A 20,340-nucleotide genomic window follows, 5' to 3' on the forward strand; every position below is an offset into this window, starting at 1 on the left:
TCGGAAGGAGAATAACGATGCAGTATACCCGGCTCGGTAAAAGTGACTTACTTGTCTCTCGCATCTGCATGGGATGCATGGGGTTTGGCGATCCGTTAACAGGCCAGCATCGCTGGACGCTGGACGAAACGGAAAGCCGGCACATCATTCGCTACGGCCTTGAACAGGGCATCAATTTTTACGATACCGCCATCGCCTACCAGAACGGTTCGAGTGAACGGTTTGTTGGCCGGGCGTTGCGTGATATGGCGAAGCGCGATGATGTGGTGCTGGCTACAAAGTTTCTGCCGCGGACGCCCGCGCAAATTGCCGAGGGGATCAGCGGAAAACAGGCAATAGCCCGCTCGCTGGATCTGAGTCTGCAAAATCTGGGTATGGACTACATAGACCTCTACGTTTACCACATCTGGGATTACAACACGCCCGTTCTTGAGGTGCTTGAAGCGCTGCATGCCGCCGTTACTGCCGGCAAGGTGCGCGCTATAGGGATCTCAAACTGCTACGCCTGGCAGCTGGCTAAGGCGAACGCGCTTGCAGAACGCGAAGGACTGACGCCCTTTGTTTCCATGCAGAGTCACTACAACCTGATTATGCGTGAAGATGAACGTGAGCTCTTCGGTTTATGCGCTGAGGATGGGATTGCGTTGACGCCCTATAGCGCGCTGGCAAGTGGCCGCCTCTCCCGTAAAGAAGGCCACACGCGGCGAGCCGTCGAGGATGACTACGCCCGCGGGAAGTATGACCGGACGGCAGAACAAGATCGGATCATTATCGAACGCGTTGCCGAGCTTGCCGAACAGTATCAGGTATCCATGACGGAAATATCTCTCGCCTGGCTACTGACCAGGGTCACCTCACCTATTGTCGGTGCCACGCAAAAACGTCATGTCGAAGGTGCAGTAAACGCCGTGAGCCTGCAGCTGAGTCCGGAGGCGATCCGCTATCTGGAAGAATGCTATCAGCCCCACTTTCTGACGGGGGTTATGGCGCAAAATACGCCGCATACCAAAGACGTTAAGCAGGTCTGGACGCGGTAGCCTGTTTCTGGTTTAGAAAAAGGATCATCATGAAAAAGAGTCTCATGTTTTTAGCTTACCTGCTAATAAGTAGCCCTGCCTTTGCAAAAAGTCAGGGCATACAGGATACGCCCGTGATGAATATCGTTGAGATAAGCATCACACCCGATCGGGACAGGCATTTTGATGAGGTTGCCAGGCAAACAATCACCGCTTCGGTTGATCATGAAGTGGGCACGCTGGCGATGTACGCGCTGAAACGCAGTGACAATGCGCGTCAGGCATATATGGTTGAGCTTTATGCAAGCGAGTTGGCCTACCGCAAACATCTGGATGCCTCTCCATACAAAGCGTTTGTTACTCAAGCACCTGATATGATTGATCGGAAGCTGAAAATCACACTGGTGCCGCAATTTACAGGGGACAAACACATCATATCCGATGGGCGGACCATCAATAATCTGGTGGTAGTCGAGGTGAAGCCGGAATATCAGACCGAATTCAAAAACATTGTCCTTCCTGAAATGGCTCAGTCGCTCAACATAGAAAAAGGTGTGCTTGCCATGTATGCCGCGACAGACGTAGATGATCCCCACCGCTGGTATTTCTATGAGATTTACGCCAGTGAGGAAGATTATCAACTCCACAGACAGACGCCGCACTTTAGGGATTATCTAAAGCAAACGGCGCACATGAGTACCCGTAAAACGTCTATTCCTGTCAAACCACTATTTCTGCGTAATAAAGGCGGGATAACCGCAGAAATCGCCCCTGGCGGCTAAAGCGTAGAAAAATGGCGTTTACGCAGGCCAGGTGTGATACATTCCGGGCGCTCTAATGACTACCACACATGACAGGTATGCAGAACATAACTCAACATTTTCGCTGGCTTCTGCTTGTTATCCCGTCACTGAGCGGTTGTGGCACCCTCTCGCAAATGTCCTCCCCGGCAGGAACACAGGAACTCCTCACCCATAAATCGCTGGACGGCGACGTTGATAGCGTGGTCCGTCACTATATGGCGCAAAAATCCGTTCCCGGGATGACGGTTGCGGTGATCCATAATTACGGTTCTCCGCAGTTTTACAGTTGGGGCGTAACTGATGCGGCCAATCGCTACCCGATCGGGTCCAATACCTTGTTTGCCCTCGGTTCGCTCAGCAAAGGGATTACGGCGGAAGTGGTGGCTTGTCTGGTGAACGAAGGAAGGCTGAGTTGGGACGATAACCTGGCGACATTGCTGCCACCGGGTACGCCCTTAAGCGCAGATGCACAAAAAATTACTCTACTGGAACTGGTGACCCACACCTCTGGCCTGCCCCGTCAGAATATGGATGTTCCGATGCTGGGAAAATTCATCAGCTATTTAAGCAGTGGCGATAACTTTTATGGCGAACTGGATAGCGATAACGTATTGCGCTATTTAGCCAACTGGCATGCACCGCAGCATAAAATGCCGCAATATTCTAATACCGGCTATGCCCTGATTGGCTATATCCTGAAACACAAAACCGGCGAAGATATTCAGAGTTTAGCCTCGCGCTATATTTTTCAACCGCTGCAAATGGCTAACAGTAGTTTTACTCCCCAGACGTTAAAGGGATACCCGCAGCGTGCGCTTGGCCATGCTGGCGATCAGCCCAAATTCATCCCGCGCGGGCAGCTGACGCCCGACTGGTATTTTTCCAACAACATGGTAGCGGCAGCGAGTTTATACAGTAACGCCGAAGATCTGGCCGCGTATGCCCGCTATCATGTGGCGACAACCGACAATCGCTTATTGGATAGCGTCTTTGCTGAAGTCAGTAATACCGATATTCAACGCCCCGACGGTGTACAGGGTATTGCCTGGACCACCGACTTTATCGGTCTGGAAAAAATTACTTATCAGGTAGGCTATATTGGCGGCTACTCAAGCTTTATCGGTTTCGATAAACAAAAAGGCAATGCGGTAGTCGTGCTTCAAAATGCATTTAACTGGAGTAACTATATTGGTATCGCACTATTAATGGATATGGCGAAAAACGATAGCCAGAGAGAAGAACATTCTCGCGCGCTGTAACCTCGCCTGGTCATGTCTGCAAACCAACTGCAGCGCTTCTCCGTATTAGCATGATACTGCTCAGCGGTGGCTGCATCCTTACTGCGACCTTCTAAAAGATGCTGAAAACGCCCCTCACTCGAGGGGCGTATAGCCGTGACATCCACCACGCGCCAGTTAATTCGCCTGATTCATACGGCGATGTTTCTCTGCCTGTTGCTGATGAATAACAGAAGACTGCCCATTGTTCACCGTTTCATGCACAACGGCGGCCTTCTCATGCTCATTCATCGCAGAGAAAGACTTTGCCGATTCGGGAGTATTACAGGGGCCAGCTTTGAGCATTTTCTTGTGCATCTCAGCCATGGTTTGATGCACAGTTGCCTGAGCGTTATTAACCTGGTCGTGCATGTTGATCGTTTCTGCTGCCCAGCCAGATGATGTGACAGCCATAATGGTGACAATGGATAACAGGATCTTTTTCATGGTCGAATCTCCTAAGTTTACATGCTCTGCAATATCGCTGAATGAAAAGTCAGAGATAAATGCATCGGCGTCTGAATTATCATTGATTATAAAAACCGACCTCTGTTTATCCCGTGACGGGCTGATGACATTTCTGTCACTGGGCCATACGGGGAATAACCCCCTGCCCCATACGCATAAAAAAGGACACTCCAGCGTGTCCTTTTAATATCGTCGCGCGTTTATTTATGTCTTCGCAGCCAGATTAATTTGTAGGCGGCCGGAATAATGAACAGGGATAACAGCGGAGCCGTAATCATTCCTCCAATCATCGGCGCGGCTATCCGGCTCATGACTTCTGAGCCCGCACCGGTTCCCCAGAGGATGGGCAACAGACCGGCAATGATAACCGCCACGGTCATCGCTTTCGGTCTCACGCGGAGTACCGCCCCCTGATAAAGGGCTTCATCGAGCCCTTCCGCGGTAAAGGTTTCCCGCTGGGCAAGCGCCGGATGGGCTTCAATGGCATGACGCAAATACATCAGCATCACCACGCCAAACTCTGCTGCCACCCCGGCCAGGGCAATAAAGCCGGTTCCGGTCGCCACGGACATATGGAAGCCCTGCCAGTACAGGAACCAAATTCCGCCGACAAGTGCGAATGGCAGACTCATCAGAATAAGCAGTGCCTCATCAACACGACGGAATGCCAGATATAACAAAATGAATATGATCATTACCGTCATTGGCACCATCAGTTTCAGTTTTTTATTGGCGTGTTCCAGCAATTCAAACTGTCCGGAGAAAGAGACACTGGTGCCCGGTCTTAATTTTACGTGCTGGCTGATAGCGGTTTTAATGTCGTTTACAACCGACACCATATCCCTGCCACGGGCATCAATATAAATCCAGCTGGCAGGACGGGCATTTTCCGTTTTCAGCATGGTAGGTCCGGAAACGACACGAATATCAGCGACATCGCCCAGGGTAATTTGTTGTTTCATGGACGTCAGAATGGGCATCTGTTTCAGTGCCTGTGGGCTGTTTCGGTAATCCTGAGGGTAGCGGATATTGATCGGGTAACGGGCTACGCCCTCAACCGTCTCGCCGGTTGTTGCGCCACCGATGGCTGATGAGACAAACAGCTGCACATCACCCACCGTCATTCCGTATCGGGATGCTTTCTCGCGGTTGATATCCACGTCGATGTAGCGTCCGCCTTCCAGACGTTCTGCCAGTGCTGAAACCACGCCCGGCACGGTTTTGGCCACCGCTTCGATACGTTGTGCCGTGACATCAATATCAGACAAAACGGTGCCAGACACCTTGATACCGATTGGGCTTTTAATGCCGGTGGAGAGCATATCTATACGGTTACGGATCGGCGGTACCCAGAGGTTAGCCAGGCCGGGCAAACGCACGGTCTTATCCAGCTCATCAACGATCTTGTCAATCGTCATTCCTGGTCGCCACTGATCTTCAGGTTTGAGCTGAAGGGTGGTTTCGACCATTTCCAGTGGCGCGGAGTCGGTCGCCGTTTCGGCCTTACCGGTCTTACCAAATACGGACGCCACTTCAGGGACGGTTTTGATTAATTTGTCTGTCGTCTGCAAGAGCGCGGCAGCCTCCGCCGGCGATACGCCAGGTAACGTTGAAGGCATGTACAGCAGGTCGCCCTCATTGATCTTTGGCAGAAACTCCCCCCCGACCTGACTCAGCGGCCATATGACCGTAAAAATTGTTAACGCCGCAACCAGCAAGGTCGTTTTCGGCCAGTGGAGCACGCGAAGCAATAACGGGTGATAGGCATTAATCAGCAGTCGGTTCAGCGGGTTGCTGGTCTCCGCGGGGATTTTCCCTCTGATCCAGAACCCCATCAGTATAGGAATGACGATGATTGCCAGCGCGGCCGCGCCCGCCATGGCATACGTCTTCGTGAAGGCCAGCGGCCCAAACAGGCGCCCTTCCTGTCCCTCAAGCGTGAAAATGGGGATGAACGACAAGGTGATGATCAGCAGGCTGATAAAGAGCGCCGGGCCCACTTCAACGGACGCATCGGTAATGACCTTCCAGCGGGTTGCGTTGTCTATTTGCTCCCCAGGGTGTTGATGATCCCACTCTTCCAGCCGTTTATGCGCATTTTCAATCATCACAATGGCGGCATCCACCATCGCCCCCACGGCAATGGCAATCCCGCCCAGAGACATAATATTGGCGTTTAGCCCCTGGAAATGCATGACGATAAAGGCAATGCACAGGCCAAGCGGCAGAGAAACGATCGCCACCAGCGCAGAGCGGATATGCCAGAGGAACAGCGCACAGACGATGGCTACCACGATAAACTCTTCAAGGAGTTTGTTACTCAGGTTATCAATGGCGCGGTCAATTAACTGGCTGCGATCGTAGGTGGTCACCACCTCGACACCCTCTGGCAGGCTGGCTCTCAGCGTCTCCAGCTTGTCTTTCACTGCGGTTATGACTTCACGTGCGTTTTTCCCCGAGCGCAGGATCACGACGCCGCCAGCAACTTCACCCTGGCCGTTAAGTTCTGCAATACCGCGCCGCATCTCCGGGCCCGTTTGCACGCGGGCCACATCGCGCAGATAAACCGGCACGCCGTTCTCGCCCGTTTTCAGGACGATATTATTGAAATCATCAATGGACTGAAGGTAACCACTGGCGCGGACCATGTACTCCGCTTCCGCCATTTCAATGGATGATCCCCCTGCTTCCTGGTTAGATGATTCGAGAGCCTGTTTAACGTCGGGCAGCGTGACACCGTACTGCGCTAGCTTCAACGGGTTAACCTGAATCTGATACTGCTTAACCACGCCGCCTACTGACGCAACCTCCGCGACGTTAGGGATGGTTTTCAGTTCGAATTTCAGGAACCAGTCCTGAAGGGAACGCAGTTCTGCAAGATCGTGTTTTCCGCTGTGATCCACCAGGGCATATTCAAATATCCAGCCGACACCGGTGGCATCTGGTCCTATTTCTGAGCTTACACCGGCAGGCAATTTGCCCTGAACCTGGTTCAGGTATTCCAGAACGCGCGAGCGGGCCCAGTACAGGTCAGTACCGTCTTCAAAAATGACGTACACATAGGAGTCGCCAAACTGGGAAAAACCACGCACGGTCTTTGCGCCGGGTACCGACAGCATGGTTGTCGTGAGCGGATACGTGACCTGATTTTCAACAATCTGCGGAGCCTGACCGGGATAGCTGGTTTTAATGATCACCTGCACATCAGACAGATCGGGCAATGCATCCACAGGGGTATTGATGATAGTCCATGTTCCCCAGACGCTGAGAAACAAAGCGCCCATCATCACCAGGAAACGGTTGGCGACGGAGCGCCGGATAATCCATTCAATCATCATCGTCTCCTTAATGGCCCGAATGCGCGTCGTCAGTTTTTTCAGGATGACGCATGCGCTCCAATGCACCGCTAATATTGGCTTCGGAGTCAATCAGGAACAGACCGCTGACCACGACAGCATCGCCTTCGCTCAGTCCGCTGCCAATCGCGGACTGTTGCTGAGATTCATGCAGAACATGAATGCTTTTCGGCACAAAACGCCCTTCCGCATCGACCACAATCACCCGCTGTTCTTTGCCCGTATCAATCACGGCCTGGGATGGGATCAGCAGCATCTCCTGGCTCCTGGCGTTCAGTTTCAGGTAGGCGTTCATGCCGGGTTTCAGACTTTCGTCTTGGTTGGAGACCTGCAGACGGACCTGCAGCGTGCGGGTAGTTTGATCCACGCTGGGGAGAATGTTCCATTTTTCAACGGCAAACGATTTATCCGGGTACGCGGGCACTGAAATTTCAAATTGCGAGCTGTCTTTGAGAAGATACGCAATGGATTCCGGCACGGCCGCACTGATCCAGACCGGATCCATCCCCTGAATTTGTGCCACCACATTATCTTTGGTAATGTTCATGCCCGCGCGCAGGTTAAACGCCGTAATCACGCCATCTATGGGGGCCTTGATAGTAAAACGGGTCTGGATACTCCGGGTCGCACGCAGTCGTTGAACATCCTCTTCCGGCATGCCGGCAAGACGTAGTCGCTCCAGAACACCTTTTATCTGGGTAGGGGTTCCGCCGGTACCCGATAACAACAGGAACTCGCTTTGCGCTTCTACCCATTCCGGAATGGTGATATCGATAAGCGGCGTCCCTTTTTTAACATGATCGCCCACGGTCAGTGGGTACACTTTCTCGACGAAACCCTCAGAACGCGCCTGCACAATGACAAACTGATATTCGTTATAACTGACGTTGGCCGGTATGGTCTGGGCGTAATTCAGCGATCCCCGCGTCACTTTCTGCGTTTTGAGTCCCAGGTTCTGAACCTGCGTCGGGTCAATACGAATACCCTCACTGCTTTTTTCGTCATTTTCATCGGCATATTTCGGCACCAGATCCATATCCATAAACGGAGACTTGCCGGGTTTATCAAACCGGGTATCCGGCTTCATCGGGTCATACCAGAAAAGAACTTTTCTCTCCGTCGTGGTCTGTTCTGTTTTTTCTGCGGGATGCACCGACTGCCAGGCGATAACTGAAATCAGCCCTCCTGCAATAAGGCTGCCGAGGATGACGGCAGCAAACTTTATTCTTAAAGAGGCCATGCTTTTTCTCGCTATTTAATGCTCTTGAGTAAAGAGATATTGCCCTGCTGAACAAACGTAAAATTAACGTGGCTGCCGGCTTTTAAGGCGAGAATAGTTTCGTCTGCCTGGACAAAGGTGAAACGCATGGTCATGGCGGGCCAACCAATCGCTGGAATATCATCATGCGCGATAGTGATTTTTTTAGTGCTTAGATCAACCGCTTTCACCACGCCGGTTCCCGCGATGACCTGCTCTGGCGTGGCTTGTGCTGCTGTGCTCATCTCCCCGTGCTGATGTGTTTCAGCATGCAGGCCTGCAGAAAATATAACGGAGAGTGCACCCAGTACGACCGCGTTAAATAAACTGTTCATTTTTTGATTTCCTGATGGAGTAATTAAAAGGAATTACTCAACCCAACCACCGCCCAGCGCGGTGAATAAGTTAATTTCATTCACCTGTCGGGAATAGATAAGGTCGAGAATGGTTTGTTGTGTTGCAAAAAGAGAACGTTCGGCATCAAGCACTTCAATGTAACTGACCGCGCCACTGGAATATAAACCTCTGGCTCGCTGCAGGGTGATGTGTAGCGAATCAAGATAACGTTGCTGGGCGTCGAGTTGCTGACTGATGCTGTCCCGCAATGCGAGCGCGTCGGCGACCTGTTTAAAAGCCGCCTGAATTTTTTGTTCGTAATTGACGATTGACTGCTGCTGGCGAATTTCAGCCAGTTTGAGATTGGCTTTATTCCTTCCGGCATTAAAAACAGGAATGTCAATTTTCGGAATAAAATTCCACATCCCGCTTCCTGCGGTGAAGAGGCTGGATAATTCCGTACTGCTTGCTGAAAGCCCGCTGGTTAGCGTAATGGACGGGAAAAAGGCGGCACGCGCCGCGCCAATATTGGCATCAGCCGCTTTCAACTGATACTCCGCTTCCATAATGTCCGGGCGCTGAAGCAATATTTCTGACGGCAGACGAGGCGGCAGTTTGACGGGGGTAATCTCATCGACGCTGCCTCCTTTCTCTGCCGGCAGCGCGCGATAGGTTCCCAGAACCTGCTGCAGGGCATTGTTGGCCTGAGCCAGCTCGCCTTCTCTTTTCGCTATTTCTGCACGGGTACTTTCAATCTGCCCCCGGGCCTGTTCAAGTGCCAGAACGTTGGTGCTGCCCGTTACCAGCTGTTGTTCAACAAAAGCCCAGGATTGTTGATAGTTTTTTAGCGTATCGCGGGCAATACGACGTTGTTTGTAGGCCAGCTGCTGGCTGAAATAGCTCTGCGACACGCTGGAGACGAGCAGGATATGCACGGCACGGCGGGCCTCCTCGCTGGCAAAATAGTTCTGTCTGTCAGCATCACTCATATTCCTGAGTTTGCCGAAGAAATCGAGTTCGTAACTGAGGTTCAACCCTGCGTCGTACTGCTGTGTGGTCGGCTTGTCCGTTTTCAGCCCACCGCTGTAGGTCACACCTGACGAGGCATTCACCTGCGGATACCGGTCGGCATCCGTCACGTTGAACTGCGCGCGCGCCTCTTCAACCTTAAGGGCGGCCATTTTTAAATCACGGTTATTATTCAGGGCTTCGGCGATCAGTGCTGCGACCTGAGGATCGGTAAAAAAGCTACGCCATCCGCTGTCGTGATACCCCGCCACCACCGGCGTGAGGCTATTTCGGGATAACGAGAACTGCTGCGGAACCGGTGCTGGCGGGCGCGCATATTCTGGTGCCAGCGAGACGCAGCCTGCCAGGAAAAATATTGTGCTAATGCTAAGTCGTTTTAATGTGCACATCACGCTTCTCGTCCAGGCAGACCTGGTAAATGTTTCAAATGAAGTCCAGAGTATTACCAGGGTTACTCTACAGCGTGCTTCCTGTTTGCCTGGTGACAGGATAATGACAATGTTGTCATTCTTAACGTAAGTCATTGATAACGGCTTAAGGCTCTCTAGAATGTCCAGAGCAGCCAGTCAGGGGAACAAGATGAAAATACTGATCGTTGAAGACGAGATAAAAACCGGGGAGTACCTCAGCAAGGGGCTGACTGAGGCGGGGTTTGTGGTGGACCACGCTGACAATGGCCTGACCGGATATCATCTCGCCATGACCGCCGAGTATGACCTCCTGATTCTGGATATCATGCTTCCCGACGTTAACGGCTGGGATATCATCCGCATGCTACGTTCCGCCGGGAAGGGAATGCCGGTTCTGTTACTCTCAGCCCTTGGCACTATTGAACACCGGGTGAAGGGTCTTGAACTGGGCGCGGATGATTACCTGATCAAACCCTTTGCCTTTGCGGAGCTTCTCGCCCGCGTCAGGACGCTTCTGCGACGGGGCAATACGGTGATCACGGAAAGCCAGTTTCAGGTGGCTGATCTGATGATTGATCTTGTGTCCAGAAAGGTGAGCCGCGCGGGGAACCGCATCCTGCTGACCAGTAAAGAGTTCAGCCTGCTGGAGTTTTTTATGCGACACCAGGGGGAAGTGCTGCCCCGCTCCCTGATTGCATCCCAGGTCTGGGACATGAATTTTGACAGCGACACCAACGCGATTGATGTCGCCGTCAAACGGCTTCGCGCGAAAATAGACAATGACTATGAGCCGAAGCTGATCCAGACGGTCCGCGGCGTGGGGTATATGCTGGAGGCACCGGATGCGCGTTAAATTACCCAGACGCCCTTTTTCATTAGCCCTGAGGCTAACGTTTTTTATCAGCCTCTCCACGATACTGGCATTTTTCGCCTTCACCTGGTTTATGCTGCACTCCGTCGAAAAGCATTTTGCCGAGCAGGATATCAACGATCTGCAGCAAATCAGTACCGCGATGCACCGTATCCTGCAGTCCCCGGCAGATCCGGACGAGAAGAAAATCAGTAAAATCAAAGAGTCAATTGCCAGCTATCGTAACGTTGCGGTTCTGCTTCTCGACGCGCGTGGGGAGGTGTTGTTCAGTATGGCGCAGGGGGCAGCGTTACGCCCTGCCGTGAACACGGCGGCGTTCAGCACGCACAGCCGGGCACGGGATGTGTTTCTCTGGACAGTGGATGACTCCACCCGGCAAAGTCATTCCGGCGCTGAGATGAAAAGTGACACGTACCGGATTATCGCCTCGTCAGGCACGGCAACGCTGCAGGGAAAAGCGCAGAATTACGTTATGCTGATCGGGCTTTCTATTAATTTCCATCTCCATTATCTCGATGCGCTGAAAAAGAACCTGATTGCGATTGCCGTGGTGATCAGCCTGCTGATTATTCTTATCATTCGAATCGCGGTCCGTCAGGGACACCTGCCGCTGCGTAACGTCAGCAATGCCATTAAAAATATCACCTCTGAAAATCTCGATGCGAGGCTGGAACCGTCGCGCGTTCCGGTTGAACTGGAGCAACTGGTGATTTCGTTCAACCATATGATTGAAAAGATTGAAGATGTGTTCACCCGCCAGGCGAATTTTTCTGCCGATATCGCCCACGAAATCAGAACCCCCATCACCAATCTGGTGACCCAGACTGAAATCGCACTCAGCCAGAACCGGACGCCGAAAGAGCTGGAGGATATCCTCTACTCCAGCCTTGAAGAGTATAATCGGATGACCCGGATGGTCAGCGATATGCTGTTCCTGGCGCAGGCGGATAATAATCAGCTGATCCCGGACAGGGTGATGTTTGATTTAAGCGCGGAGGTCGTTAAAGTCTTTGATTTCTTCGAGGCCTGGGCGGAAGAACGTCATATCACGCTGACGTTTCACGGGATGCCCTGCCTGATCGAAGGCGATCCGCAGATGTTCAGACGCGCAATCAACAACCTGTTATCCAATGCCCTGCGCTATACGCCGGAAGGCAAGACGGTGACCGTCTCGATCGCCGAACGGGAAAGCGATTTTGAGCTGATGATTGCCAACCCCGGGAAACCTGTCCCGCAAGAACATTTACCCAGGCTGTTTGACCGTTTTTACCGGGTGGATCCTTCCAGGCAGCGAAAAGGCGAAGGCAGCGGGATTGGTCTTGCCATTGTGAAGTCAATTGTCACCGCGCATCATGGCAAAGTCCGCGTCGAATCGGATGCTCAGTCGACACGCTTTATCTTGTCCGTGCCTAAGCGGGTTACTCAGCACTGAGTGGTTGCTGCACAGTCCGACACACGTCCAGCACTTTCTCTCTCAGCCAGCGGTGCCCCGGATCCCTTTCCATTCGCGGGTGCCACATCTGCGATACCGTAATGGTTCGGGTTTTAAACGGCAGTTCAAAAACATGCACACTCTGCGCCATCGGCTGGTTCAGCAGATACAATGCCGGAACCATGGCGATCAGATCGGACGCCAGCGCCACGGATAGCGCCGTCGGGAAACCGGGCACGACGCTGGCAATTTTGCGCTTCATCCCCACTTCTGCCAGCGCATCGTCGACAAAGCCGTGTAGCGACCCGTCGGGCGCGGCAACCACGTGGCCCCAGGAAACATAATCGTGAAGGCTGACCGTGGGGTGTGCCGCCAGCGGATGTCCCTTACGCACCGCGGCAATGAACCGATCCTGAAATAATCGCTGCAGGCGTATTTCAGGTCCCATGTTGCTCTGCACGCCAATTTCCAGGTCAACCAGCCCTTCCCGCAGATAGCGTGACGTTTTCTCGGGCTTCGGCGAGAACCGAATACACACATCGGGCGCAGCTTCGGCCACGGCGGCAATCAGCAATGGGCCAAATGCAACCACAAAACCATCATTGGCTCTGATGGTGAACAGCCGCTCGAGGTTTTCCACCTTCAGCGTTTCAGTGGAGGGCTGCAGTACGGCTCTAGCCTCATACACGGCGCCTCGGGCTCGCTCCCGGGTGGCCTCGGCCCAGGGCGTCAGCACCATATTACGCCCTGCCCGCACCAGGATCGGGTCGCCGGTCACCTCTCGCAACCGGCTCAGGGTACGGCTCATGGCTGACGTACTCAGGTTTAAACGCCGCGCCGCGCCCGCCACGCTGGCTTCGGCCAGCAGGACGTCGAGGGCGACAAGCAAATTAAAATCCGGATCGGACATGATGCATCCTCAGATAAGGCGTTGTATGCAACTGAACAGTGCAACTGCTGCGTCTTCCGCCTTGTATATCCCATGATTATAGTTTCGTCATCAACATTCTTTCCGGAGTTACGACGATGACGCTATTTTCAAACCAGCCCGGCGACGAAGGATTGCCCGGCCATGAACGCGCCCGGGTGATGGCCGCGGTAATGACCACCACGCTGATGGGCGTTTTTGATGGCACCATGATCAACATCGCCTTGCCTTCGATGGCAAGCGCAATGCAGGTGCCCGCGAATGTGGCCGTCTGGTTCGCCAATGGGTATCTGTTGTCCGCGGCCATGACTCTGGCCATCTTCGCTGCCCTGGCGGCCCGGGTTGGCTACCGCCCGGTGTTTCTGACCGGACTTGCCGTCTGTACACTCACCTCGCTCGGCTGCGCGCTGGCCCGCACCCCGGACATGCTGATCGGGATGCGGATTTTGCAGGGGATTGGCGGGGCGGCCACACTGAGTATTGCCCCAGCGATACTGCGCGCCGTCTTCCCCGGTCGACTGCTTGGCCGCATTCTGGGACTGCACGCCCTGCTGATCGCCTCCAGCACGGCCATTGCACCCGTACTGGGCGGGACGATCCTGGACGTACTGCGCTGGCAGTGGTTATTCGCCATTAACCTTGTTCCCGGAACGATTGCCCTGCTGTTGGCCTGGAAGGCATTACCACGACAACCGGCTTCAGATCCTTCTCCGTTCGATGCCCCGGGGGCACTGCTCTCCGCGGTCCTGTTGGGGGCGATGATCATGACGGCCAACAGTTTCCAGCGTGCTTCGCACCACATCAGCCACGAGGCTATCAGCTGGGCGCTGCTCGCCACGATTAGCGCCATCACCTTTGTCTGGCATATTCGCCGCGCCCGAAGCCCCATACTGCCTCCCGTTATTTTTCACAACGGACGCTTTACGCTCGCCGCGCTCACGTCGCTGGCCTCGTTTGTGAGCCAGGGCATCACCTTTATCGCCCTGCCGTTCCTGTTTCAGAGCGTGTACGGCTACAGTCCGGTGGTCTCCGCGCTGCTGTTCACGCCCTGGCCGATAGGCATCGTACTGATTGCGCCGCATGCGGGCCGCTGGGCAGACACAATTTCAGCCCCGCTGATATCTACCCTTGGGCTGATCGTGTTTGTGGTGGGGTTGATCCTGCTCGCGACACTGCCCACCAGCCCTTCCGCATGGAATATCTGCCTGAGAAGCCTGGTGTGCGGGATCGGTTTTGGCTGTTTCCAGAGTCCTAATAACCGGGAAATGCTCTCTAACGTGGTACGGGAGTATGCCAGCTACGCATCCGGTGTACTGGCTATCGTGCGGACGTTTGGACAATGCCTGGGGGCTGCCGTGGTCGGCGTTCTGCTGGCCACAACGCAGAATCAGCCGGCTTTTGACGATCGGGCCGTTCATTATTCACTGTGGATTGCGGTCATTGCTTCGGCGGTTTCTGTCGTGTTTAGCGTGAGCCGGCTGCGCGCCACGCGTCAGGCTACGGCATAAACACGGTGCAGCGCATAACGCGCTGCACCTGTGATTTACTCCAGCGCCAGCAGCGCAAAACTCGCCAGCCAGTGTCCACCGCTGTAGTGGCTTCCCACCACATGCTCGACGCTTGCCGTCAGATGTCGGTTGACTGCCTCGCGCAGCGCCTGTTGTCCCGGATGGTTATCCGGCAGCGCGCGGGCAATATGCTTCATGCACCAGGCGCGGCTGAGGTTTAACCCATCCAGATGGGCAATTTTCGGGTCGGTACGATCGCTCACTTCTGCCGGGTGCATCAGGGCCAAAACAGACCCCACATCAGGAAGAAAGGCGTCAAACCACGCCGGGAAATGCTCCGCCACCTTACTCATCAACAGCGCTTCCGTCAGCGCGCCGGAAATGTACTCATCACCACCCGGTTCATAGTGAGCCGGGTAATGCGTGTCAGCCAGATAAAAGCGCGTCGCCGCCGTCAGAATAGCCTGTTCAAGGGTGTTATCCTGCACTGCACGGGCGTAATCAATCCCCAGCGCCAGCGCAAAAGCGGTGTTGTAATGCGTACCGACACGGATCGGATAGGTAAGCTTGCTGAGGTAATCCACCAGCCTGTCGCGAATGTCCTGCGTTAACGGCTGCAGTGTCTGATACCAGCTGGCGGCCTGAGGTAACGCGGATTGCTTCAGCTCCTGCGCCAGCGCCAGAAGCCAGCCGTAGCCATAAGGGCGCTCGAACGAGGCGCGAAACGGTGCATTGAAATAGGCCAGCTCTTTCGCCACCTTCTCCTGCGTGATGTGTTCATCAAACAGGGCGACAATTTCATCCCGGCACGACAGTTCAGGGTAAAGCCGCACGCAGCGCAGCAGCAGCCAGTAGCCGTGCACCGCCGAGTGCCAGTCGAAGCAGCCATAAAAAATGGGGTGCAGTTCGCGGGGTGGCAGGACATCACCGTCATCATTAAGCAGGTGCATAATGTGGTTCGGATATTCCTGGCGTAAATAGGTCAAAGGCATGCGGGCAAACGCGTCGGCCTGGTGTTGCGTTAATTCCATATCAGCTCCTTAGATCGTTGCCGCGCTTAGCGAAAAACGAGGAAATACATTAAGAACACGTTGACCACCAGCAGGGTTAACGCCGTTGGGATCTGGATCTTGATCACCTGGTACTTATCTTTAAGCTCCAGCAGCGCGGCCGGAACGATATTAAAGTTGGCCGCCATCGGCGTCATCAGCGTGCCGCAATAGCCCGCGTACATGCCAATCGCCAGCAGCGGTGCCGGGTTACCATGGTGAACGTTAATCAGGAACGGCAAGGCGATACCGGCGCTGAGCACCGGGAATGCCGCGAAGGCGTTGCCCATGATCATGGTGAAAAGCGCCATGCCCACGCAGTAAATCACCACCAGCATGAACCGGCTATCGGGGTTCACAAACAGGCTTACGACCTTCTGGACTGATTCGCCGGTGTTCGCCACCACAAACACCCCACCCAGCATGGCCAGCATCTGTGGCAAAATCACCGCCCAGCCAATGGTGTCGACCAGGCGCCGGGACTGGCGAATAGCCTGCAAGGGTGTGCCTTTTGTCAGCCACCAGCCGGTCAGGATCGCCGCCACACAGGCGACGCACAGTGCCGCCAGCGTGAGCTGTTTCTGGTCAAGAAGGAATACGCCCCCTATCGACACCCCTTTCAGGAATAATGTCCCGATCACCGTAACCACCGGGATCATCAGCGCAGGCAGGAACAGCCAGTTTTTCAGCCGCGTTGACGAGGCTTCGCGCTCGGCATCGGTAGCCATTTTATAATGCCCCTTCCCGACCAGACCAAAGCCCGCCAGCAGAGCAATCACAATGACGCAGCCGCCGATAATTCGATAAGCAAGGGATTTGCCCAGCTCCTGCACCATCAGGTCGCCAAACAGGAAGATCCCGCCGAACAGGAACCAGAACAGCGCGGTGGTAAAACGTTTAGGATTCGCGCGATCGCGCAGGGTCATCACGACCAGCAGCATCACGACAAAGCCGATCAGGTAATACACGCGGTTAATGGTGATCAGGGTCATCATGGCGCGATCTCCTGTGTACCCTGCTCAGCGCGCCAGGACATAACGTCACGACGGATGCTGGCATCCAGACGCAACAGGCGCGTCATATGAATAATCAATGCCGCGATGGCGGTCGGAATGGCCCACAGACCGATATGCAACGGTTCAATGCCCTGTATCCCATTCTCTTTCAGGAAAGCGTCGATCAGCAGCACCGCGCCAAACGCGATAAAAATATCTTCGCCAAAGAAAACCGCGATGTTGTCGCACGCCGCGGCATGCGCTTTGATCTTGTCCCGGATATGTTGCGGCAGTTCGCCATACTCATTGAGCGCTGCGCCTTCGGCCATCGGTGCCAGCAGCGGACGAACGGTCTGAGCATGCCCACCCAGCGACATCAATCCCAGCGCGGCCGTCCCTTCACGCGCCACAAAATAGAGCATCAGAATACGTGCCGAGGTGGCGCTGGCAATCTTTGCCACCCACGCCTGCGCCCGCTCTTTCAACCCGTAATATTCCAGCAGGCCAATAACCGGCAGGATCAGAATAAAGGTTGCCAGGGAACGACTGTTGACGAACTTCTCGCCAAAGGTCTCCAGCAACATCCCAAAATCCATGCCAACCAGCAGTCCGGTAGCCAGCCCCGCCACCACAACCACCAGTAGCGGGTTGAAACGCAGAGCAAAACCAATAACCACCACCGGTATACCGATGAGCGGCAACAGTGTCGAACCGTCCATAAACGTTTACCCTATCCAAAGTGAGCGTTGCGCGCCGGCGGCTATTTTTTTAATACTTCGCATCATGGCGAAGCGGGATGCAGTGCGGCGCGCGATGTTGTGTTTTGCGTCAGGCTCCGCAGAACCTGCACTAAAAAGCTATATCTGAACCACAAAAACATGTAAACAATTTATCAATAAAATGTTCTTATTTTATCGATGAGTTTACATTTCCGGGCCAACGTCACCCCCCGTAAGGAACGTTATGACTGCAAAGAAGAGTACTGGATCATCAAATCACGACGATATAACCGATGGCCGTATCGTGTCCTCTCGCCATTTGGTATCGGAACGTTGCGCGGAATTATCAGAGCTGGAGTACGCGTTGATCATGACCAGCAACGCGTTTAACAAATGGATGGTGCGCTGCATGACTGCAGCCGGTGAGCCAGATATGGGCGCTTTTGATGTCTCGCTTCTGCATCACGTGAACCACCGCGACCGCAAGAAAAAGCTGGCCGACATCTGTTTTGTCCTGAACGTGGAAGATACCCATGTGGTGACGTATGCACTGAAGAAGCTGGTCAAGGCGGGCTACGTGACGAGTGAAAAAGCCGGAAAAGAGCTCTATTTCTCAACGACGGAGGAAGGGAAAGCGCTATGCATGAAATACCGCGACGTGCGGGAAGCGTGCCTGATCAATATCCATGCGGAGAGCGGGATTTCCGGAGAGTCTATAGGTGACACTGCGCAGTTGCTCCGGACCATATCTTCCCTGTATGACACCGCCGCGCGGGCGGCGGCATCACTGTAGTTAAGGGCGTCTGAAAAGCGAAATACTTCGTCCGGCCAGATGGTATTCCACGGCTTTGGTGATGACCGTCCCGGGGACAACGTCATCCGCCGTGGAGAGTTCCAGTACCCAGCCTCCTTCGCCAAACTGGGGGATCTGGAACGGCACGGTGCCTTCAAACGGGTTAAACAGCATCAGCACATCGTGCCAGAGGCCCGGCTCCTGTCTGAGGTCCGGTCTGCTGATGGATACGCCGAGGGTTGAACCTTCATCCCACTGCTCATCCTGCTGCGGGCCGCCGCCGGCGTTAAACCAGCGGATCTCAAGCCCGTCGCGCCAGCTTTCTCGCCGCAGCAATGGCTGTTTCGCGCGAAGGGCAATCAGATGGCGGGTAAAGTCGCGCAGGGCGGTGTCGTTTTCCGATAACCCCTTCCAGTCGATCCAGGAGATCTCGCTGTCCTGGCAATACCCGTTATTGTTCCCCTTTTGCGTACGGCCAAACTCGTCCCCGGCCAGCAGCATTGGCGTGCCGTGAGAGAACAACAGCGTGGTGAGGAAATTACGCTTCTGCCGCTCCCGGGTAGCGATAATATCCGGATTCTCTGTCGGCCCTTCCTCTCCGTAGTTATACGACCGGTTATCGTTATGCCCATCGTTATTGTCTTCACCATTGTCGGCATTATGCTTTTCGTTGTAAGACACCAGGTCGTTCAACGTAAAGCCGTCGTGGGCGGTAATAAAGTTGATGCTGGCCCACGGACGGCGTCCGCGCAGGTCGTACAAGTCACCGGAACCGAGCAGGCGCGCGGCGAAGTCGTTAGACACGTTATCGCCCTTCCAGTACTCACGTACGGTATCGCGGTATTTGTCGTTCCACTCCCCCCAGCCTGGCGGGAAGCCGCCGACCTGATAACCGCCGGGGCCGATATCCCAGGGCTCACCAATCAGCTTCAGACGGGATAACACCGGATCCTGCGTGACGGCATCGAAAAAGCCACCGCGCGGATCAAAGCCTTCGGGCTCACGGCCCAGAATTGTCCCGAGGTCGAAACGGAAACCGTCAATATGCATCGATTCGGCCCAGTAGCGCAGTGAATCCATCACCATCTGCAGCACTCTCGGGTGGGAGGTATTCACCGTATTCCCCGTGCCGGTGTCGTTAATGTAATACCGGTGTTGATCGGGTAAGGTGCGGTAATAGCTGAAGTTGTCGATCCCCTTAAACGACAGCGTTGGGCCGAGCTCATTGCCTTCTGCCGTGTGGTTATAGACAACATCAAGGATCACCTCGATGCCTGCGTCATGATAGGCGCGCACCATATCGCGAAAACCCTGGATCCCCGCCGGACCGTAATAGCGTGACGCCGGTGCAAAGAAGCCGAGCGTGTTGTAGCCCCAGAAGTTTTTCAGCCCCCTGTCGAGCAGGTGTTGATCGTCCGGGAACCAGTGAACCGGCAGCAGTTCAACCGAGGTGATGCCAAGGCTTTTGATGTAATCGACCGAGGCTTTGTGTCCCATCCCTTCAAACGTACCGCGCAGTTCAGGCGGGATCGCCGGGTTAAGCTGGGTAAAGCCCTTCACGTGGCTCTCATACACAACGGTATTCGGCCACGGAATGGTTGGCCGGTTATCATCCTGCCAGTCAAAAGCATTGGGGTCGATGACCTTGCATTTTGGCGTGAACGGCGCGCTGTCGCGGGTATCAAAACTGAGGTCGAGATCGTCATGACCCAGCTCATAGCCGAAATGGGCGTCGTTCCAGTCGATATCGCCCACCAGTTCACGGGCATACGGATCGATAAGCAGTTTATTGGGGTTGAAGCGATGCCCGTTTTCCGGGTCATAGGGGCCGTAAACACGATAGCCGTACAGCGCGCCAGGCTTCAGATCCGGCACATAGCCGTGCCACACTTCATGGGTATATTCCGGCAGCTCCAGCCGGGCGATTTCGGTTTTTCCTGAAGGGTCAAACAGACAGAGCTCAACCCGCTCCGCATGTGCTGAAAACAGCGCAAAGTTGACCCCCTTCCCGTCATAATTTGCGCCTTGCTGCTGGCCATGACCGGCCCGAATTTCAAACGTATTATCCTTTGGCATTTTTTGTTCTCCACGA

17 protein-coding genes are annotated in these 20,340 nt (G+C 54.3%); 7 read left to right on the top strand and 10 right to left on the bottom strand.

The genetic code is table 11. The features are described 5' to 3' along the window. Positions 1 to 17 precede the first annotated feature (17 nt). The 3 genes from ACN9MQ_RS11205 (at position 18) to ACN9MQ_RS11215 (ending at position 3,078) form a co-directional block, all read left to right on the top strand. Positions 18 to 1,037 carry an aldo/keto reductase gene (locus ACN9MQ_RS11205; RefSeq protein ID WP_032678162.1) on the top strand — a complete coding sequence of 340 codons (1,020 nt, stop codon included), beginning with the start codon at positions 18 to 20 and terminating at the stop codon, positions 1,035 to 1,037. 29 nt (positions 1,038 to 1,066) lie between these two features. Next, positions 1,067 to 1,798, top strand: a complete 732-nt coding sequence (locus tag ACN9MQ_RS11210) for a putative quinol monooxygenase (protein ID WP_426021075.1) — start codon at positions 1,067 to 1,069, stop codon at positions 1,796 to 1,798. A 77-nt stretch (positions 1,799 to 1,875) separates the two neighbouring features. Beyond that, on the top strand, positions 1,876 to 3,078 hold the full coding sequence (locus tag ACN9MQ_RS11215) for a serine hydrolase domain-containing protein (protein ID WP_426021074.1): 1,203 nt from the start codon (positions 1,876 to 1,878) through the stop codon (positions 3,076 to 3,078). A gap of 156 nt (positions 3,079 to 3,234) precedes the next feature. Here ACN9MQ_RS11215 and ACN9MQ_RS11220 read toward each other — a convergent pair whose 3' ends face one another. The 5 genes from ACN9MQ_RS11220 to ACN9MQ_RS11240 form a co-directional block, all read right to left on the bottom strand. Next, the gene (locus tag ACN9MQ_RS11220; protein WP_047356478.1) at positions 3,235 to 3,543 is read right to left on the bottom strand and encodes a hypothetical protein; all 309 of its coding nucleotides are present in this window, start codon (positions 3,541 to 3,543) and stop codon (positions 3,235 to 3,237) included. Between the two features lie 221 nt (positions 3,544 to 3,764). Continuing rightward, positions 3,765 to 6,899 carry a Cu(+)/Ag(+) efflux RND transporter permease subunit SilA gene (gene silA, locus ACN9MQ_RS11225; protein WP_047356477.1) on the bottom strand — a complete coding sequence of 1,045 codons (3,135 nt, stop codon included), beginning with the start codon at positions 6,897 to 6,899 and terminating at the stop codon, positions 3,765 to 3,767. Between the two features lie 10 nt (positions 6,900 to 6,909). Then, positions 6,910 to 8,160 carry an efflux RND transporter periplasmic adaptor subunit gene (locus tag ACN9MQ_RS11230; RefSeq protein WP_426021073.1) on the bottom strand — a complete coding sequence of 417 codons (1,251 nt, stop codon included), beginning with the start codon at positions 8,158 to 8,160 and terminating at the stop codon, positions 6,910 to 6,912. A gap of 11 nt (positions 8,161 to 8,171) precedes the next feature. Continuing rightward, on the bottom strand, positions 8,172 to 8,513 hold the full coding sequence (gene cusF / locus ACN9MQ_RS11235) for a cation efflux system protein CusF (protein WP_044867030.1): 342 nt from the start codon (positions 8,511 to 8,513) through the stop codon (positions 8,172 to 8,174). Positions 8,514 to 8,546: 33 nt separating this feature from the next. Further along, complete coding sequence (locus ACN9MQ_RS11240) at positions 8,547 to 9,932, bottom strand: efflux transporter outer membrane subunit (RefSeq protein ID WP_047356475.1); 1,386 nt, start codon at positions 9,930 to 9,932, stop codon at positions 8,547 to 8,549. Between the two features lie 190 nt (positions 9,933 to 10,122). Between ACN9MQ_RS11240 and silR the strand changes: the two genes are divergently transcribed. Together silR and ACN9MQ_RS11250 are read left to right on the top strand one after the other, a co-directional pair. Further along, complete coding sequence (gene silR / locus ACN9MQ_RS11245) at positions 10,123 to 10,806, top strand: copper/silver response regulator transcription factor SilR (RefSeq protein WP_032670366.1); 684 nt, start codon at positions 10,123 to 10,125, stop codon at positions 10,804 to 10,806. Beyond that, positions 10,796 to 12,256, top strand: a complete 1,461-nt coding sequence (locus ACN9MQ_RS11250; RefSeq protein WP_426021072.1) for a Cu(+)/Ag(+) sensor histidine kinase — start codon at positions 10,796 to 10,798, stop codon at positions 12,254 to 12,256. Before silR ends, ACN9MQ_RS11250 begins: the two co-directional genes overlap by 11 nt. Here ACN9MQ_RS11250 and ACN9MQ_RS11255 read toward each other — a convergent pair. Continuing rightward, positions 12,243 to 13,166: a LysR family transcriptional regulator gene (locus ACN9MQ_RS11255; protein WP_044868033.1), complete on the bottom strand. Its 924-nt coding sequence runs from the start codon at positions 13,164 to 13,166 to the stop codon at positions 12,243 to 12,245. The two genes, ACN9MQ_RS11250 and ACN9MQ_RS11255, sit on opposite strands and share 14 nt — an antisense overlap. A 116-nt stretch (positions 13,167 to 13,282) precedes the next feature. Between ACN9MQ_RS11255 and ACN9MQ_RS11260 the strand changes: the two genes are divergently transcribed. Continuing rightward, entirely contained in the window at positions 13,283 to 14,692 is a 1,410-nt protein-coding gene (locus ACN9MQ_RS11260) for an MFS transporter (protein WP_426262724.1), read from the top strand. Positions 14,693 to 14,727: 35 nt separating this feature from the next. Here the strand turns inward: ACN9MQ_RS11260 and ACN9MQ_RS11265 are convergent, their stop codons facing one another. The 3 genes from ACN9MQ_RS11265 to ACN9MQ_RS11275 are packed head-to-tail and all read right to left on the bottom strand — an operon-like array spanning position 14,728 to position 17,455. Then, positions 14,728 to 15,723 carry a DUF2891 domain-containing protein gene (locus ACN9MQ_RS11265; RefSeq protein WP_426262725.1) on the bottom strand — a complete coding sequence of 332 codons (996 nt, stop codon included), beginning with the start codon at positions 15,721 to 15,723 and terminating at the stop codon, positions 14,728 to 14,730. 26 nt (positions 15,724 to 15,749) lie between these two features. Continuing rightward, complete coding sequence (locus ACN9MQ_RS11270) at positions 15,750 to 16,736, bottom strand: DUF979 domain-containing protein (RefSeq protein ID WP_014170090.1); 987 nt, start codon at positions 16,734 to 16,736, stop codon at positions 15,750 to 15,752. Further along, positions 16,733 to 17,455: a DUF969 domain-containing protein gene (locus tag ACN9MQ_RS11275; protein ID WP_014170091.1), complete on the bottom strand. Its 723-nt coding sequence runs from the start codon at positions 17,453 to 17,455 to the stop codon at positions 16,733 to 16,735. Before ACN9MQ_RS11275 ends, ACN9MQ_RS11270 begins: the two co-directional genes overlap by 4 nt. Before the next feature lie 244 nt (positions 17,456 to 17,699). On the opposite strand from ACN9MQ_RS11275, the gene ACN9MQ_RS11280 reads away from it, so the two are divergent. Next, the gene (locus tag ACN9MQ_RS11280) at positions 17,700 to 18,248 is read left to right on the top strand and encodes a winged helix DNA-binding protein (RefSeq protein WP_426262726.1); all 549 of its coding nucleotides are present in this window, start codon (positions 17,700 to 17,702) and stop codon (positions 18,246 to 18,248) included. Here the strand turns inward: ACN9MQ_RS11280 and glgX are convergent, their stop codons facing one another. Next, positions 18,249 to 20,324 (bottom strand): glycogen debranching protein GlgX, encoded by a 2,076-nt coding sequence (gene glgX, locus ACN9MQ_RS11285; RefSeq protein WP_032680984.1) that lies wholly within the window; start codon positions 20,322 to 20,324, stop codon positions 18,249 to 18,251. It lies immediately after the preceding gene. Positions 20,325 to 20,340: the final 16 nt, after the last annotated feature.

The organism is Enterobacter sp. R-25, from assembly GCF_049913205.1.
Classification (GTDB): domain Bacteria; phylum Pseudomonadota; class Gammaproteobacteria; order Enterobacterales; family Enterobacteriaceae; genus Enterobacter; species Enterobacter ludwigii.

Coding starts and splice junctions, on each gene's coding strand:
- ACN9MQ_RS11205 (WP_032678162.1), top strand. CDS start 18: ATGCAGTATACCCGGCTCGGTAAAAGTGACTTACTTGTCTCTCGCATC.
- ACN9MQ_RS11210 (WP_426021075.1), top strand. CDS start 1,067: ATGAAAAAGAGTCTCATGTTTTTAGCTTACCTGCTAATAAGTAGCCCT.
- ACN9MQ_RS11215 (WP_426021074.1), top strand. CDS start 1,876: ATGCAGAACATAACTCAACATTTTCGCTGGCTTCTGCTTGTTATCCCG.
- ACN9MQ_RS11220 (WP_047356478.1), bottom strand. CDS start 3,543: ATGAAAAAGATCCTGTTATCCATTGTCACCATTATGGCTGTCACATCA.
- silA (WP_047356477.1), bottom strand. CDS start 6,899: ATGATTGAATGGATTATCCGGCGCTCCGTCGCCAACCGTTTCCTGGTG.
- ACN9MQ_RS11230 (WP_426021073.1), bottom strand. CDS start 8,160: ATGGCCTCTTTAAGAATAAAGTTTGCTGCCGTCATCCTCGGCAGCCTT.
- cusF (WP_044867030.1), bottom strand. CDS start 8,513: ATGAACAGTTTATTTAACGCGGTCGTACTGGGTGCACTCTCCGTTATA.
- ACN9MQ_RS11240 (WP_047356475.1), bottom strand. CDS start 9,932: ATGTGCACATTAAAACGACTTAGCATTAGCACAATATTTTTCCTGGCA.
- silR (WP_032670366.1), top strand. CDS start 10,123: ATGAAAATACTGATCGTTGAAGACGAGATAAAAACCGGGGAGTACCTC.
- ACN9MQ_RS11250 (WP_426021072.1), top strand. CDS start 10,796: ATGCGCGTTAAATTACCCAGACGCCCTTTTTCATTAGCCCTGAGGCTA.
- ACN9MQ_RS11255 (WP_044868033.1), bottom strand. CDS start 13,166: ATGTCCGATCCGGATTTTAATTTGCTTGTCGCCCTCGACGTCCTGCTG.
- ACN9MQ_RS11260 (WP_426262724.1), top strand. CDS start 13,283: ATGACGCTATTTTCAAACCAGCCCGGCGACGAAGGATTGCCCGGCCAT.
- ACN9MQ_RS11265 (WP_426262725.1), bottom strand. CDS start 15,723: ATGGAATTAACGCAACACCAGGCCGACGCGTTTGCCCGCATGCCTTTG.
- ACN9MQ_RS11270 (WP_014170090.1), bottom strand. CDS start 16,736: ATGATGACCCTGATCACCATTAACCGCGTGTATTACCTGATCGGCTTT.
- ACN9MQ_RS11275 (WP_014170091.1), bottom strand. CDS start 17,455: ATGGACGGTTCGACACTGTTGCCGCTCATCGGTATACCGGTGGTGGTT.
- ACN9MQ_RS11280 (WP_426262726.1), top strand. CDS start 17,700: ATGACTGCAAAGAAGAGTACTGGATCATCAAATCACGACGATATAACC.
- glgX (WP_032680984.1), bottom strand. CDS start 20,324: ATGCCAAAGGATAATACGTTTGAAATTCGGGCCGGTCATGGCCAGCAG.